Raw genomic sequence first — 15,615 nt, forward strand, 5'->3', positions numbered from 1 at the left:
GAAGGCCAGGACCGGCCGCGCCGTTTCGCCCCCGGCGAGAACAATGACCGCCCGCGCCGCCCGCACGACGGCGGCCAGCGCGACTACCGCGGCGGCCGGCCGGAACGCGCGCCGCAGACCGAGCGTCCGGTGCGCGCCGAGCGCCCCGCGCCCGCGCCGCAGGCGCCGCGCGCCGAAGACGGCGCCGACGGCCTGGTGCGGCTGTCCAAGCGCATGTCGGAACTGGGCCTGTGCTCGCGCCGCGAAGCCGATGAATGGATTCCGCGCGGCTGGGTGCTGGTCGACGGCCAGCCCGTGACCGAGCTCGGCTCGCGCGTCGGCCCGGACGCCAATATCGAGATCCACCAGGCCGCGCGCTCCGAGCAGGGCGAGCGCGTGACCGTGCTGCTGCACAAGCCGGTAGGCTATGTGTCGGGCCAGGCCGAGGACGGCTACGAGCCGGCCGCGGTGCTGTTCGCGCCCGAGAACCAGTGGGAGCAGGACCCCACCCGCAAGCGCTTCGCGCCGTGGCAGCGCAAGAGCCTGGCCCCCGCCGGCCGGCTCGACATCGACTCCACCGGCCTGCTGGTGCTGACCCAGGACGGCCGCGTGGCGCGCCACCTGATCGGCGAAGACTCCACCGTGGAGAAGGAATACCTGGTGCGCGTGCAGTGGGAATCGCCGCAGGGCCTGGTCGAGCGCAATATCTCGAACCTCTTCCCCGCCGAGCTGATCGAGAAGCTGCGCCACGGCCTGTCGCTCGACGGCGAGGCGCTCAAGCCGGCCAAGGTAAGCTGGCAGAACGAGGAGCAATTGCGCTTCGTGCTGCGCGAAGGCAAGAAACGCCAGATCCGCCGCATGTGCGAGCAGGTCGGGCTCAAGGTGGTCGGCCTCAAGCGCGTGCGCATGGGCCGCATCGTGCTGGGCGACCTGCCGGTCGGCCAGTGGCGCTTCCTCGGCCCGTTCGAGAAGTTCTGAGCCGCGCGGCCTGAACCCGATGGCGGCGGCTGCCGGCGAGGCGGCTTATACGTATGCCGCCTGGTCCTGCGCCGCGCCGGCAACCGCATCGGCGCCACGCAGCGGGTATGCCGGCAGCAGGATGTCCGCCGGCGGACCTGCCGGCCTCGGGCCCCGGTCCTCGTCGGGCGCCAGCCCGAGGTCCGGAAAAGCGGGTTCGCCGGCCGCGCGGCACCCGGCGGAATCGGTCGCATCGGTCGCATCGGCAGCCTCGGCGAAGCACGCCCGGAACAGCCGCATCGCGGTCGATTCATGAACGCTCTTGCGCCGGATGAACAGCGTCGGAGCCCTGGCGATCTCCGGGGCGATCTCATGCACCGCGAGCCGCTCCCTTAGCGACGATTTCTCGACCACGCTGAGGGGAAGGACCGTGATGCCGACATCGGCCCCCACGCACCCGAGTATCCCTTCCAGCGTTCCGAATTCAAGGCGCTGATAGCTCGGCCTGCCAAGCTGCGCGAGCAGTTGTTCGAGGCGCTGCCGATAGGAGCAGCCCATCCTGAACATGAGTGCCGTCAACGGGACCGACTCATCGTGAAGGTCGGATAAGCCGCGGCAGCGCCGCGACGTCACCAGCACCAGCTTCTCCTCGTAGGCCTGCTCCGCCGCCAGTAACGGGTGGTCGATCGGACCGGCGACGAAGGCGCCCTCTACTTCGTTGTCCAGCACCTTGCGGACCAGTTCGGCGGTCGGGCCGGTCCACACTTCGAGTTCCACGGCGGGACATTTCGCGTGATAGGCCGCCAGCACTTCGGGCAGGCGGACCGCCACGGTGGTTTCCATCGTGCCAATGGCCAGGCGTCCCCGCGCCTCGCCGTCGTCGCGCGCGGCCTTCGTCGCTTCCTGAAGCAACGCCACGGCGCGTGCCGCATACGGCAGGAGCCGCATGCCGGCACTGGTCAGCGCGACACCGCGGCTGTGCCGCTCGAACAGCGGCAGTCCCACCTCTTCCTCGAGACTCTTGACCCGGTTCGTGACGTTGGACTGAACCGTGTGCAGCTCCCTGGCCGCGCGCGTAATGCTCGCATGGCGCGCAACCGTGGCGAACGTGATCAGGTCGTTGACTTCCATGGTCCGGCATCCCTCAAACAGATTGCGAGGCTTCGAGCGAAGACTGTTTCGGAGATGGGAAGCAAACGGCATGCCAATTCTTTCTTCCAGGCCGGCCGGCCCTTCGCCGTACAGGCTGCCACGCGGATGGCCGAACGCCACGCAACGCGCGGCTTCGCTTTTGGTGCGCAAGTGCCCGCAACTGCCTTGACGCGCCCCATCTTGGTTCCTGCTTGCGCACGGTTGCGTGTCATCTCTTTGGCAGATCGCTTCCATCGAATTTAACCGTTTCTCCGAACCCCGGGACCTTGCCCATGATGTCGGTCAACGTCAGGTACGGAAGGGCGGACCTGCCGGGCAACGGCATCGCGTGCCGCGAATGCCGGGTTGCCTCCCGGGACCGGCGTTCCGGATCTGCGTTCCCGATCTAGCCACTGTTGTATCTATGGAGGTCTTCATATGGACAATCTTGCCGCGGCCGAGGCTGAGGAGCCCCTGGGTTTCAGCCTGTCATTGACGGCATTGCAGGTGCTCGTCTATTTCACCTTTCTCCTGACGAGTTGTTTTGCCGCAGATTCGCTGCGGGCAACCGTGCCCGGGACCGGCCTGCCCGCGTCGTTCGTCGCCGGGCTGCTGGTGATCGCCTGCGGCACCCTGCTGACGGTCGTCTACGTCCGGCGCATCGATGCGAGCGCGAGCGGAGAGAAAGAATGAAAAAGCGAATACTCGCGATATTTCTCGCCGCCGCCGCGACCCGTGCCGTGGCAGCGCAATCCTCCTCCGTGGGCACGGCCAGCATCACTTCGCTCGCCCTGTTCGTGGCAGTCATTGCCATGACCCTTGGCATCACCTGGTGGGCGGCAAGGCAGACGAAGTCGGCCAGCGATTTCTATGCCGCCGGCGGCCGCATCTCCGGGTTCCAGAACGGGCTGGCCATCACCGGCGACGCGCTCTCCGCCGGCGCCTTGCTGGGCCTGACCGGCCTGGTTTTTTCCAGCGGCTTCGACGGCCTGGTCTACGCGATCGGCTACACCACCGGCTTGCCCATCGTGGTCTTCCTGATGGCCGGCAAGCTGCGCAAGCTCGGCAAGTACACCTTCACCGATGTGGTCTGCGCCAGGCTCAGCGGCAATGCGGTACGGGTCTTCTCGGCCTGCGCCTCGCTGATCATCGTCGCCTTTTATCTCATCGCGCAGATGGTCGGCGCGGGGCAACTCGTGCAGTTGCTGTTCGGCATCGACTATACCTACGCCATCCTCCTGGTCGGCGTGCTGATGGTCATGTATGTCGTGTTCGGCGGAATGATGGCCACCACCTGGGTACAGATCGTCAAGGCCGTGTTGATGCTGAGCGTCGGCGTGATGATCTGCGTGCTCGTGATGTCCCGGTTCGGCTTCAGCATGAGCGAACTGTTGCAGAAGTCCGTCGCCGTGCATCCGGGCAAGGACGGCATCCTGATCCCGCAGGCCCTGGCGCGGGACCCCGTCTCCGGCCTCTCGCTGGGCATCGCGCTGATGCTGGGCACCGCGGGACTTCCGCATGTTCTCATGCGCTTCTTCACCGTGCCCGATGCCAGGGCGGCGCGCAGTTCGGTGTTGTGGGCCACCGTGTTCATGAACAGCTTCTACGCCATGATGTTCATCATCGGTTTCGGGGCACTGGCGCTGCTGCGCCAGCATCCTGAATATCTGGATGCGAAGGGCGCGCTGATCGGCGGGGGCAACACCGCGGCACTCCACCTGTCGCACCTGCTCGGGGGCGACATCATGTTCGGGGCGGTGTCGGCCATCGCCTTCGCCACGATTCTGGCCGTCGTCGCCGGGCTCACGCTTTCCGGCGCCTGCGCGATCAGCCACGACATCTACGGCGCGCTGTTCAGGAAGCCGGGCTCCGACTCGCCGGACGAGATCCGGATCGTGCGGGTGGCAAGCGTCGTGCTCGGCGCGCTGGCGATCCTGCTCGGCATCGCTTTCCGCAACCAGAACGTGGCCTACATGATCAGTCTCGCGTTCTCGATTGCGTGCTCTTCGACATTCCCGGTGCTGATCCTGGCCATCTACTGGAAGAAGATGACCTCGGCCGGCGCAGTCGTGGGCGGCGGTATCGGCCTGGCGTCGTCGCTGCTGCTCACCATCCTCGGGCCGTCCGTGTGGGTGAAGGTATTGGGCCACGCGCAGCCGGCCTTTCCCATCGACCCGCCGGCACTGATCACCGTACCGCTTGCCTTCGCGGCATGCGTCATCGCCTCCCTGGCGACGCAGCGTCCGGTGCGGCAACGGCTTGAAGCCGCGGCCTGAAGCGCCCGCCGCCGGCAGGCTTCCGAACCCGCCATCCTTCCTGCGCAGGAAGGATGGCCGACAGCCATCGACTGCATCGGGACCAGCCCTGCCTGGACGTGCATGACGGCTCGAACCGCAAACTGAAAAAAGAAGGAACACACAGCATGAGCAATGCAGACATCGACAGCGGAAACGGGCGCACGGGCGCCTTCGCGGAACTCATGGCCATTCGCGCCGGACAACCGCTGACACAAGGGGAGGTGACGATCACCGGAGAAGATCCGCTGTTCCAGTCCCCGTTCCGCATCGGCGCAACGTCCGCCGACGTCCTGGCGGCCCGCGCGGTGGCCGCCAACGACCTGTGGGAACTCCGGACCGGCCGGCGCCAGTCCATCGGCGTGGACGTGCGGGCCGCCGCCGCAACCTCGCTGGCCGGGGGCGACATGACGCTCAGGCGCGATGCGCAAGGCCGCTATCAGCCGATACCCTCGTCGCCGGAACTCAGGCACATGATCTCGCTCACGCAACCCTGGCGCGCCGCCGATGGCCGCTGGGTCTTGCCGCACACCAACCTGCCCCATCTGGAGCGGCGCGTGCTGGACGTGCTGGACTGCGAGAGCACCCCGGCGTCGGTCGCCGCGGGCGTGGGCCGCTGGAACTCGGACGAACTGGAGGACGCCATCGCGCGAGCGCTGGCTTGCGCCGGCAAGATCCGCACGCCGCAGGAATGGCTGGCACACCCGCACGGGGCCTACCTGGCATCGCGCCCGGTCGTGGAGATCACCAAGCTGGCGGACGGCGCCCCGCAGCCGCTGCCGGCCGGCAGCCAGCCGGCCTCGGGCATCCGGGTGCTGGACCTGACGCGCATCCTGGCCGGCCCGACGGCCGGCCTCGGCATGGCCGAGCACGGCGCCGACGTGCTGATGGTCACGGCGCCGTCGCTGCCCCAGGTGCCGGCCTTCGTGCGCGACACCAGCCACGGCAAGCGCAGTTGCTTCCTCGACTTCGACCGCGCCGACGAGGCCCGGCGGCTGCGGGAGCTGGTGCGGGAAGCCGACGTCTTCATCGACGGTTATCGGCCGCGCCGGCTCGAAGCCCACGGCTTCGGCGTCGACGAACTGGCGCGGCTGCGTCCCGGACTCGTGCACGTCAGCGTCAACTGCTACGGCTCCGGCGGCCCGTTTGCCGACCGCGCGGGCTGGGACCAGGTGGCCCAGGCAGTGACCGGCATCTGCCACACCCAGGGCATCGCCACCGGGGCCGGGCAGCCCAGGCTGACACCGGTCTTCATGTGCGACTTCCTCACCGGCTTCCTCGGCACGTTCGGCGCGATGATCGCGCTGGCGCGCCGTGCCCGGGAAGGCGGAACCTATCGGGTGCAGGTGTCGCTGTGCCAGTCCGCCATGCTGTTGCAGCGGCAGGGACTCCTGCAGCATTTCGACCATGCGCCGGGCCGCCTGTCGCGCGAGGAATTCGAAGCGCTCTCGGTATGCGACGACAGTACCTGCTGGGGCGATCTGAAGAGCCTGGGGCCGGTGATCCGCATGTCCGAAACCCCGCCCCGCTGGTTCGGCACGACGCCCCGGCTCGGCGGCGACAAGGCGCAATGGCTTGCGCGCTGATGCCCGGCGCCCGCCACGGCCCGCGGGATCGGCATAAGAAGTCGTTTCAAGAAAAGATCCTGGCGTCGTTGCGTGGCACGGCAAGTACTGCCTGTACTGCCGCGCGCACCGCTGCGCAGGCGGATCGCGATGCGATCCGAGTTCCCTGCTCCGCCCCAGCCAGGACCGCTTCATCTTGAAACGCCCCCCGGAACCGGACGGGCCGTCAGCGCATCTTCAGCCCAGCCGCGCGCCGACCAGCGCCACGGCCTGCTGCCACACCTCGCGCTGCCCGGCCAGGTAGTCCTGCGCGGCCATGCCGGTCAGCGCGACCGGCTCGGCGCCGTCCGCGTGCAGGCGCTCGTGCAGCGCGGGCGCCGCCAGCACGCGGCCGAGCCGCTCGACCAGCGCCGTGCGCTGCGGCGCCGTCCAGCTGGACGGCGCCAGCACGCCATACCAGGCCTGCTGCGCCATGCCGGCAATGCCGAACTCCCCGAACGTCGCCACCTGCGGCGCCAGCGCGCTGCGCCGCGTGCCGGTCACGGCCAGCGCGCGCAGCCGGCCCTGGCGCATCAGCGGCAGCGAGGCCTGCAGCGTGCTGACCAGCACCGGCACGTAGCCGCCCTGCAGGTCGGTCATGGCGCGGGCGCTGCCCGGATACGGGATGTGCGTCATCTGCACGCCCGCCTGGCGGCACAGCAGCTCGCCGACCAGGTGCGCGCTCGAGCCGATGCCGAGCGAGGCGTAGCCGATCTCGCCGGGGTGCCTGCGCGCGTCCTCCAGCAAGGCGGGCAGGTGCATGGCCGGCGCCGAGGCCGAGGACAGCAGCACGTGCGGCGTGCTGGCGATGATGGCCAGCGGCATCAAGGACAGTGGCTGGGCCTGCGCCAGCAGCGGCGCGATGCTGACCGAGCCCACCGTGCCGAGCAGCAGCGTGGGCCGCGCGGCGCTCGCGCGGGCCGCCTCGTGCAGCGCGATCTGCCCGGCCGCGCCGGGACGGTTCTCCACCACGGTGAGGCTGCCGTCCTGGCTGAGGGCGTCGGCCACCAGCCGCGCCACGTGGTCGGCGCCGCCGCCGGCGCCATAGCCGACCAGCAGCCGGCAGGCCGGCTCGGCGGCATGGGCGGGAGCGCGGTACAGGCCCAGCGCGGCGGCCGCCGACAGGCCGGCCAGCGCGCCAAGCTGGCGCCGCCGCGCGGCGTCGGCCGGCGGCAGCGAGGCGGGAAACGGGGAAAAGCGGGACGGGCAGGTGCGCGGCGGCGGATCGCCAGCGCCCGGGCCCCAGGAGAAAGGCATGACGGCGACGGAAAAGTGCGGCCGGCACCGGACATCGGGACGGCACGAGGCGTCATGCTAGCACCGCGCGGCCGTCCTGGCCGCCCGGGCAAACCCGGCGGCCAGAAAATCAGGTGGCCGGAGACGCGCTACAGCCGCGGCGCGCGGCAGGCCGCGCCCCCGGCATTGGCCGACTCCGCCAGCCCGAACACGGCCCTGGCCCCGCACTGCGAGCCAAGCATGCGGCTCTGGTTGTGGCCCACGCCGATCACCTCGAACGCCTGGTGATGCGCCGGCGCCGCCGGGCCGCCCGGCCTCGCGCTCAGCCAGGCTTCGTAGCGCAGGTAGCCACGCGCGCGCGCCAGGCGCGTCGGCCCCTCGGCCTCGGCGCCGCAGGCCTTGTCGAGCACGCGGTGGTTGGGATCGTTGTCGTCCGCGCCGACCAGGTAAGTCACCTGGCGCTGCCGGTAGCGGCGGAACAGCGCGTCGCCGGTGGCGCCCTGCGCGTAGGGCACGATGTCGCGCATGCCGTAGCGGTATTTGTCGTAGTCCGCGCAGACGGCGGTGTCATACGGCGCGAAGCCGCTGCCGCTCGGGCGCTCGGGCGTGAAATAGAGATACGATGACGGGTTGGCCACCACGTAGCGCAGGTCGATGCCGGACGCGCGGATGCGCTCGTCGACATTGTTGAGCACCGCGTAGCGGTGCACCAGCTGGCCGCCGCCCGAGTGCCCGGCCACCGTGACGCGCGTCACGGCGGGCAGGCGGGACTTGTCCGTGACCAGCCCGACGAGGTCGTCCAGCACCTGCAGCGAACTGACCGGGACCGGCCCGCCGACGGCATTCTCGCCGCTCATCCAGCCCTGCACGCTCCACACCGGCATATTGCCGAAGCCCTTGTTGCGGTCGGGCGTGCCGGGGAAGTTGGGCGCCAGCAGCAGCACTTCGTCGGGGTTGCGCCCGGTCTGCCTGAGCAGCGCCGCGCCGGCCACGAAATAATCGTCGCCGTTGCGCTGCAAGCCGTGCTGCACGAAGACGACCTCGCGGATGCGGCGCAGGTCGCCGTCCAGCGCATGGTTGGCGTAGACCGGGAAATCGTAGGCCCGCGCCCCGCTGCCGAGCCGCACGCGCTGCCAGTGCACGGCCGCCGCCGCGGCCCTGTCGACCGGGCCCTCGGTCTCTTCCGCGTCCGCGGCAGCGGACACCGCGGAGGCCACGGTGGCGCCGTCCGGCCCGGGCGCGGCGCAGCCGAACTGGGCAGCGGCGGCCAGCAGGCCCAATGCGCACAGCGCGCGGCGCAATCTCTTCATGTCCTGTCTCCCGATGCAGCGGCGCACGGGCGCCCGCTTTCCGTCCTTGCGGACCTTTGTTCGCAAAAGCGCACCGGATCATGCTAAGCCGGCCGCTACCGAATGTAAAATATATGCTTTCTCGCTACGGCATATTTTATGAATATGTCCTGGCGCAAGAACCACCGGACCCGGCAATGGAACTGAGACACCTCCGCTATTTCCTCACGGTGGCCGAAACCGGCCACATCACGCGCGCCGCGGAGCAGCTCGGCATCCAGCAGCCGCCGCTGTCGCAGCAGCTCAAGGCACTGGAAACCGAGCTGGGCGTGATCCTGTTCGAGCGCCAGCCGCGCGGCGTGGCGCTGACCGCCGCCGGCCGCGCGCTGCGCGCCGACGTGCTCGACATCTTCGCGCGCCTGGAGCAGGCCCGCCAGCGCATGCAGCGCATGGCGCGCGGCGAGGAAGGCTCGCTCTCGGTCGGCTTCACCAGCTCGGCCGCCGCCCACAAGCTCACGCCCGAGGTGCTGCGCGCCTGCCGCCGCCAGCACCCCGGCATCGCGCTCAAGCTGGGCGAGAGCAATGCCGCCGAAGTCACCGAGCAGCTGGCCTCGGGCAACCTGGACGTGGCGCTGCTGCGCGCGCCGGTGGAACGGCCCGCCGGGCTGCGCTTCGATCTGCTGCTGGAAGAAGAAATGGTGATCGCGCTGCCGCTGGACCATCCGCTGCTGCGCCAGCGCGGCGCGGCGGCGCAGGGGCCGGTCTCGCTGCGCGCGCTGGCCGGCGACGATTTCATCCTGGTGCGCCGGCCCGGCGCGCCGGGCATGTACGGCGACCTGCTCAACGTGTGCGAGCAGCTCGGCTTCACGCCGCGCATCGGCGTGGAGGTCGAGCGCATGCTGAGCAACCTCAACCTGGTGGCGGCCGGCGCCGGCGTGAGCGTGGTGCCGGCCTCGATGGCCGGCCTCAACCCGCACGGCGTGGCCTACCTGCCGATGCAGGAAACCGACCGCCTGCGCGCCCCGCTCACGCTGGTCTACCGCGAGAACGACGACAATCCCGCCTGCGCCGCGCTGGTCGCGCTGACCCACCGCACCGCGGCGCGCTACCGCCGCCGCGGCAAGCCGGCCGCGGGCGCCGCCTGAAGCCCGCGGCGCGCGCCCGGCTCAGTACAGCAAGCCCAGCTCGAAACTGCCGGTGCCGGTGCCGGACAGCACCCCGCCGCTCACCGTGTACGCCCCGCTCACCGCGCCGGCCGCGCCGATCACGCCCAGCACCGGCTGGTTGTAGGTCAGCGTGCCGCTGGCGCTGCCGCGCGTGATGGCCAGGCCCGCGAGGTCAGCGTTAAGCTGCGTGCCGTCGCTCACGCTGACGCGGTAGGCGCCGTCCGCGGCGCCCGCGGCCAGCGGCAGCGTGGCCGGCTGCGGCGCGTAGAAGTGCATGCCGTAGGCCGTGGCCGAGCGCGTCAGCACCAGCGGCACCGGCTTGCCGTTGACCATGCCGCTGATCAGCGAGCCGCTCAGCGTGCCGCCGCCCGCGGTGGGCGAGCCGCCGACGAAGTAGTCGAAGGCATTGCGCGCGCTGTTCCAGGCGATATAGCCCTTGGTGGTCGCGGTGCAGCCCGCGTCGTAGGTGATGAAGCCGCCGGTGACGGGGTCCGCGCAGGTCTGCCACGTCGCCGCCGACGAGCGCAGCCGCGCCGAGCCGTTCACCACGCTGGCCGCGCCGCCCGCCACCGCGTACTGGATGCCGTTGACGTTGTAGATGTCGGCCACCGCCTTGTAGTCGCTGCTGACGTTCTCGAAGGCCAGCAGCGGCGCGAAGCCCGCGCCGGTGGCGTTGGCCACGCCGCCCAGCATCACGCCGCCGCCGGTCAGCGTGAACAAGGCCCCGTTCTCGCCGCTGGAGAAGGTGCAGCCGCCCTGCGCCACCAGCGTGCCGCTGCGCGCGGTGCCGCCGGCGCGCTGCAGGCTGGCGTCGATGGTCACGGTGTAGTTCAGCGTGGCCGGGTCCAGGCGCACCGTCAGTTCCTCGCCGAGCATGTTGCCGCCCTTGTAGCTGGTCGCGGCCGCAGGCAGGTTCAGGCACGACTGCGGCGGCCCGCTGCTGCCGGCGCAGCTGTAGTTGATGGCGGCGTCGAGGCTGCCCGAGCCCTTGTACTTGGGCCACGAGGGGTACTGGCACAGCGGCCGCGCGCGGCCATAGGTCTGCGCGTTGGTGTCCATCACCGTGCGGGTGCCCGGCGCCACGCCCTGCTCCACCCAGTTCTCCAGCGCGGTCAGCGAGTTCCACGCCGGCAGGAAGCTGCCGGTGCCGTGGCCCATGCCGGGCACGGTGTAGAAGCGGATGCCCTGGTCCACCGCGGCCTGCCCCACGCGCCCGGTCACGGCCTGGAACCACGCGATGGTGGAGTTGGGGCTGATCACCTCGTCGGCCAGGCCGTGCAGCAGGATCAGCCGGCCGCCGTGGCCGAGGAAGCCGGACAGGTCCGGGTTGGTGGCGTCGGTCAGCGCCGAGACCTGCTGCACGCGCGCGGTGTAGGCGCCCGGGCTGGCGGGGTCGAAGGTGAGCGAGTCGAAGCTGGCCACGCGCGTGACGAAATACTTCACCCACTGGTCGCCGGTCAGGTAGACGTTGGCGTCCGCCGTGGTGGCCGGATTGCCCGGCACCGCCCGCGTGCCGAGGTCGCGCGTGGTGAACGGCCCCGCCACCAGCGCGCCTTCGAGCAGGTTGTAGCCGCCCGCCACGGTCACGCCGTTGGCGATCGGGTAGCTCAGCTGCAGCGGGTTCTCGATGGTCTTGACGGTGTCGATCTGCGCATCGGACAGGCAGGTGTCGCCGGCATCGGTGCCGCCCGGGCAGCGCAGGCCGGCCAGCACCTGCATGGCGCCCACGCGGCAGCCTTCCACGTTGCTGACCACCTGGTCGGCCGCGCCGTCGAGCCGGTCGCAGGCGGCCATCGCCGCGCTCTGCACCAGCAGCGTCTTGTTGATGTTGAGCCAGCCGGCGCCACCGTTGAGGTAGAGCGCGCGGCCCACCGCCACGTTCGACAGGCGCGTGCCGGTGTAGTTGAGCGCCGGCTCGTTGGCGATCACGCCGTCGTAGTCGGCCGGCCAGCGCTGGATGTAGCTCAGCGCGTCGCGCCCGCCGGTGGAGGTGCCGAGGAAATACGCGCGGTCCGGCGCGCGGCCGTAGCGCTGCCTGAGCAGCGCGAGCGCGGCGTCGTGGGTCTTCTTGAGGGTGTCCCCGCCGTAGTTGGCCAGCGCCTCGTCATTGGCGGCGAAGGTGCCGTCGGTGATGCTGCCGCTCTGGTGGCCGGAATCGTCGCCCCAGGTGGCGTAGCCGCGCGCCAGCGGCGCCGGGTCGTCCGGCAGCGCGAAGCGCACGGTCTCGGTGCCGTCGATCAGCTTGCCGTCGAAGCCGCCGCCGCCGAACTGGATGGCCTTGCCGTTCCAGGCCGTGGGCAGGTTGAGCGCGAAGTTGATGCTGGGCGCGCTGGCGTCCACGGGCCGGATCTGGCCGCGCACCGCGCAGTACTCGCCCAGCGTGTTGCCGGCGGCATCGGCGGCGATCAGCGTGGCCGAGGCCACCTGCACGCCGCCATTGGACAGCGCCAGCGCGGAAGCGGGCAGCGTGGCGCTGGCCAGCGCCGTGCAGGCATCCTGCGGCGACAGCGAGGGCGAGCCGGGATCCACCGGCGTGGCAGGCGAGCCGTTGCCCGCCGTGCCGCCCGGCACGGCCGGGCCGGCGCTGGCGGCATCGTCCCCGCCGCAGCCGCCGAGCAGCAGGCTGGCCGACAGCGCGGCAGCCAATACCGGCCACGCCAATGCGCGGCCGCAACGAACGGTCTTCATCTTGTCTCCTCCTAGGCTCCCGGTTGAAATGGCCCGGGATGTGGAGCGAGACGGTAGCACCGCGCGGGGCGCAGGTAAAATATATGGAAATTGGCTTTTCCATATCCAACAGATATGGAAATGCGGCGGGGCCTGGCTTTTCGCGGTCTCCGGGGCGAGGAACGGAGCCGACGGTTTTTCCGGCACGGCGGCATTCGCAAGCGCCCGCCCTCTCCCCCGGCCCCTCTCACACTTCGCGGGAGAGGGGAGCAAACCCGCGGCTGACGAAGGTTTGCGGGGAATGCAGAGCGCCCCCGCGGGCAGCGGGTTTTCCGCTCAGTCGTCGCTGTTCGGCGGCAACTCGGGAAACAGCACCTCGGTGAAGCCGAACCGCGTGAAGTCCTTCACCCGCATCGGGTACAGGATCCCCTGCAGATGATCGCACTCGTGCTGCACCACGCGCGCGTGGAAATCCTCGGCCACGCGCTCGATGGGCGCGCCCATCATGTCGAAGCCGGTGTATTTCAGCCGCGTGAAGCGCGGCACCACGCCGCGCAGGCCGGGCACGGACAGGCAGCCTTCCCAGCCTTCTTCCTGCTCGTCGCCGAGCGGCGTCAGCACCGGGTTGATCAGCACCGTCTTGGGCACGGTCGGCGCGTCGGGGTAGCGCGGGTTGCGGTCGAAGCCGAAGATCACCACCTGCAGGTCCACGCCGATCTGCGGCGCGGCGAGGCCGGCGCCGTTGGCGTGGTCCATCGTGTCGAACATGTCGTCGATCAGCGTGCGCAGCTCGGGCGTGTTGAAGCGCGTGACGGGCCGCGCCACCTGCAGCAGCCGCGGATCGCCCATCTTGAGGATGTCGCGGATCATGATTGTTCTCCGTTGGGTTCTGCTTCGTTGGCGGCGCCGGCGAGCAGCGCCAGCATCGCGGCCTCGTCGAGCACCGTGACGCCGAGCGCGAGCGCTTTCTCCAGCTTGCTGCCGGCTTCGGCGCCGGCCACCACGTAATCGGTCTTCTTCGACACCGAGCCGGCCACCTTGGCGCCGGCGGCTTCCAGCTTGTCCTTGGCCTCGTCGCGCGACAGCGTCGGCAGCGAGCCGGTCAGCACGAAGGTCTTGCCGGCCAGCGGCGATTGCTCGACCTCGTCGGGCGCGGGCAGTTCGGCCAGCAGTTCGGCGCGCAGCGCCGAGAGATCGCGCAGCTGCCCGCGCGCGCCTTCGCGCCCGAGAAATTCCTGCAGCGAGGCCAGCGCGTCGGCCGGCAGCTTGCGCTCGGCCAGCCATTCGGCGCTGGCGTCGGCGAGCTGGTCCAGGCTGTCGAGGTCCTGCGCGAGCTGCTCGGCGCGCAGCGCCGTGAGCTTGGGCACGCCCAGCGCCGCCAGCAAGACCGGCAGCGCGAGCTTGTCGGCCAGCGCCGGCAGCGGGCGGCCGCCTTCGACCGGCACCACGCCGTAGCGCAGCAGGTCGTCGATGACCGTCTCGTTGCGCGGCTCCTTGAAGAATTCGTAGATCGACTCGGCCACCACCTCGCCCACGTCCGGCAGCACGCGCAGCAGCGGCAGCGGCGCGCGCCGCACCCAGGCCAGCCGGCCCAGCCAGTCGGCCAGGGTCTTGGCGGTGGACTCGCCGACGTGGCGCGCGCCGAGCGCGAACAGGAAGCGCGCCAGCGGCCGTTCCTTGCTGGCGGCGATGCCTTCGAGGATGTTGTCGGCCCACTTGGTGGCGATCTTGCCCTGCGCCACGGTCTCGGGCACCACGTCGTCGCGCTCGTCGGCCATGCGCTTGACGTCGAGGAAGTCGTCGCGCGTCAGGCGGTACAGGTCGGCCACGCTGGCGATGCGCTCGAACTCGACGAGGTTGTCGATGTGGCGCTCGCCCAGCCCTTCGATGTCCATCGCGCGGCGCGCGGCGAAATGCCGGATCGACTCCTTGCGCTGCGCCTTGCAGGTCAGCCCGCCGGTGCAGCGCGCCACCGCCTCGCCTTCCTCGCGCACCACGTGCGACTGGCACACCGGGCATTTGTCCGGCATGACGAAGCGGCGGTACGGCTCGGGCAGCTCCGCCGCGAGCGGATCGAATCCGGGCGGGCGCTGCTCCGCGACCACCGCCACCACTTCGGGAATCACGTCGCCGGCGCGCCGCACGATCACGGTGTCGCCGATCAGCACGCCCAGGCGCTCGATCTCGTCCTGGTTGTGCAGCGTGACGTTGGACACCATCGCGCCGCCGACGAACACCGGCGCCAGCCGCGCCACCGGCGTGATGGCGCCGGTGCGGCCGACCTGCACGTCGATGCCGAGCACGGTGGTGGTGCGCTCCTGCGCCGGGTACTTGTGCGCCACCGCCCAGCGCGGCTCGCGCGAGACGAAGCCGAGCCGGCGCTGCAGGTCGAGCCGGTTGACCTTGTAGACCACGCCGTCGATGTCGAACGGCAGGGCCTCGCGGCGCTCGCCGATCTCGCGGTGGAAGGCCACCAGCCCCTCGGCGCCCCGCACCACGCGGCGGTCCTTGTTGACCGGCAGGCCGAACGCTTCGAGCGCGTCGAGCATGCCGCTGTGCGTGGGCGGAATGTCCCAGCCCGCGGTCTCGCCCAGCCCGTAGGCGAAGAAGCGCAGCGGGCGCTGCGCGGCGATGGTCGAATCGAGCTGGCGGATCGCGCCGGCGGCGGTGTTGCGCGGGTTGACGAAGATCTTCTCGCCGGCCTCGCGCTGGCGCGCGTTGAGGCGGTCGAAATCGTCGCGGCGCATGTAGGCCTCGCCGCGCACCTCCAGCACCGGCGGCGCGTCGCCCTTGAGCCGCATCGGGATGCTCTTGATGGTCCTGACGTTGGCGGTGACGTCCTCGCCGTTGGTGCCGTCGCCGCGCGTGGCGGCCTGCACCAGCAGGCCGTTTTCGTAGCGCAGGCTCAGCGCGAGGCCGTCGAACTTGAGCTCGGCCATGTATTCCACCGGCGCGCCGTCCTCGCCCAGGCCGAGCTCGCGGCGCACGCGCGCGTCGAAGGCTTCGGCGCCGGTGCTCTCGGTGTCGGTCTCGGTACGGATCGACAGCATCGGCACGACGTGGCGCACCGTGGTGAAGGCCGGCAGCGCCTGGCCGCCCACGCGCTGGGTGGGCGAGTCGGGCGTCAGCAGCTCGGGATGCGCGGCCTCGATGGCCTGCAGCTCGCGGTACAGCGCGTCGTAGTCCGCATCGGGAATCGACGGTTCGTCGAGCACGTAATACCGGTAATTGTGGCGATCGATTTCCGCGCGCAGCCATGCGGCGCGCGCGGCGGGGGCATCGCCGGCGGGGG

The 15,615-nt window shown here is 70.6% G+C and carries 11 protein-coding genes; 5 read left to right on the forward strand and 6 right to left on the reverse strand.

Annotated elements, in window-relative coordinates; genetic code table 11:
- On the forward strand, positions 1 to 957 hold a 957-nt coding region (locus K206_RS0122000), incomplete at its 5' end, for a pseudouridine synthase (protein ID WP_020204550.1).
- A 45-nt stretch (positions 958 to 1,002) separates the two neighbouring features.
- On the opposite strand, the gene K206_RS38935 is transcribed toward K206_RS0122000, so the two are convergent.
- On the reverse strand, positions 1,003 to 2,067 hold the full coding sequence (locus K206_RS38935) for a LysR family transcriptional regulator (protein ID WP_020204551.1): 1,065 nt from the start codon (positions 2,065 to 2,067) through the stop codon (positions 1,003 to 1,005).
- A 438-nt stretch (positions 2,068 to 2,505) separates the two neighbouring features.
- On the opposite strand from K206_RS38935, the gene K206_RS0122010 reads away from it, so the two are divergent.
- Genes K206_RS0122010 through K206_RS0122020 form a run of 3 tightly spaced genes read left to right on the forward strand, consistent with a single transcriptional unit; the run spans position 2,506 to position 5,947 of the window.
- Entirely contained in the window at positions 2,506 to 2,760 is a 255-nt protein-coding gene (locus tag K206_RS0122010) for a DUF485 domain-containing protein (RefSeq protein WP_020204552.1), read from the forward strand.
- Entirely contained in the window at positions 2,757 to 4,343 is a 1,587-nt protein-coding gene (locus K206_RS38940; protein ID WP_043366978.1) for a sodium/solute symporter, read from the forward strand. The genes K206_RS0122010 and K206_RS38940 overlap by 4 nt, the downstream gene beginning before the upstream one ends.
- 53 nt (positions 4,344 to 4,396) lie before the next feature.
- Positions 4,397 to 5,947: a CoA transferase gene (locus K206_RS0122020; RefSeq protein WP_196812908.1), complete on the forward strand. Its 1,551-nt coding sequence runs from the start codon at positions 4,397 to 4,399 to the stop codon at positions 5,945 to 5,947.
- A 216-nt stretch (positions 5,948 to 6,163) separates the two neighbouring features.
- Here K206_RS0122020 and K206_RS38945 read toward each other — a convergent pair whose 3' ends face one another.
- On the reverse strand, positions 6,164 to 7,222 hold the full coding sequence (locus K206_RS38945; RefSeq protein ID WP_020204555.1) for a tripartite tricarboxylate transporter substrate binding protein: 1,059 nt from the start codon (positions 7,220 to 7,222) through the stop codon (positions 6,164 to 6,166).
- A 128-nt stretch (positions 7,223 to 7,350) separates the two neighbouring features.
- The gene (locus K206_RS0122030) at positions 7,351 to 8,511 is read right to left on the reverse strand and encodes a hypothetical protein (protein WP_029043934.1); all 1,161 of its coding nucleotides are present in this window, start codon (positions 8,509 to 8,511) and stop codon (positions 7,351 to 7,353) included.
- A 176-nt stretch (positions 8,512 to 8,687) separates the two neighbouring features.
- Between K206_RS0122030 and K206_RS0122035 the strand changes: the two genes are divergently transcribed.
- A complete protein-coding gene (locus K206_RS0122035; RefSeq protein ID WP_020204557.1) occupies positions 8,688 to 9,635 on the forward strand; it encodes a LysR family transcriptional regulator in 948 nt (315 codons plus the stop codon).
- Between the two features lie 21 nt (positions 9,636 to 9,656).
- Here K206_RS0122035 and K206_RS0122040 read toward each other — a convergent pair whose 3' ends face one another.
- From K206_RS0122040 to ligA, 3 genes are all read right to left on the reverse strand, one after another.
- Positions 9,657 to 12,344, reverse strand: coding sequence for a tannase/feruloyl esterase family alpha/beta hydrolase (locus K206_RS0122040; protein WP_052165955.1), 2,688 nt, complete (start codon positions 12,342 to 12,344; stop codon positions 9,657 to 9,659).
- 315 nt (positions 12,345 to 12,659) lie between these two features.
- Entirely contained in the window at positions 12,660 to 13,193 is a 534-nt protein-coding gene (def, locus tag K206_RS0122045) for a peptide deformylase (RefSeq protein WP_020204559.1), read from the reverse strand.
- Positions 13,190 to 15,615, reverse strand: a 2,426-nt coding sequence (ligA, locus tag K206_RS38950) for an NAD-dependent DNA ligase LigA (RefSeq protein ID WP_020204560.1), incomplete at its 5' end; no start/stop codon positions are given. The genes ligA and def, both read right to left, overlap by 4 nt.

The organism is Cupriavidus sp. WS (assembly GCF_000395345.1).
In the GTDB taxonomy this organism is placed as follows: Bacteria; Pseudomonadota; Gammaproteobacteria; order Burkholderiales; family Burkholderiaceae; genus Cupriavidus; species Cupriavidus basilensis_B.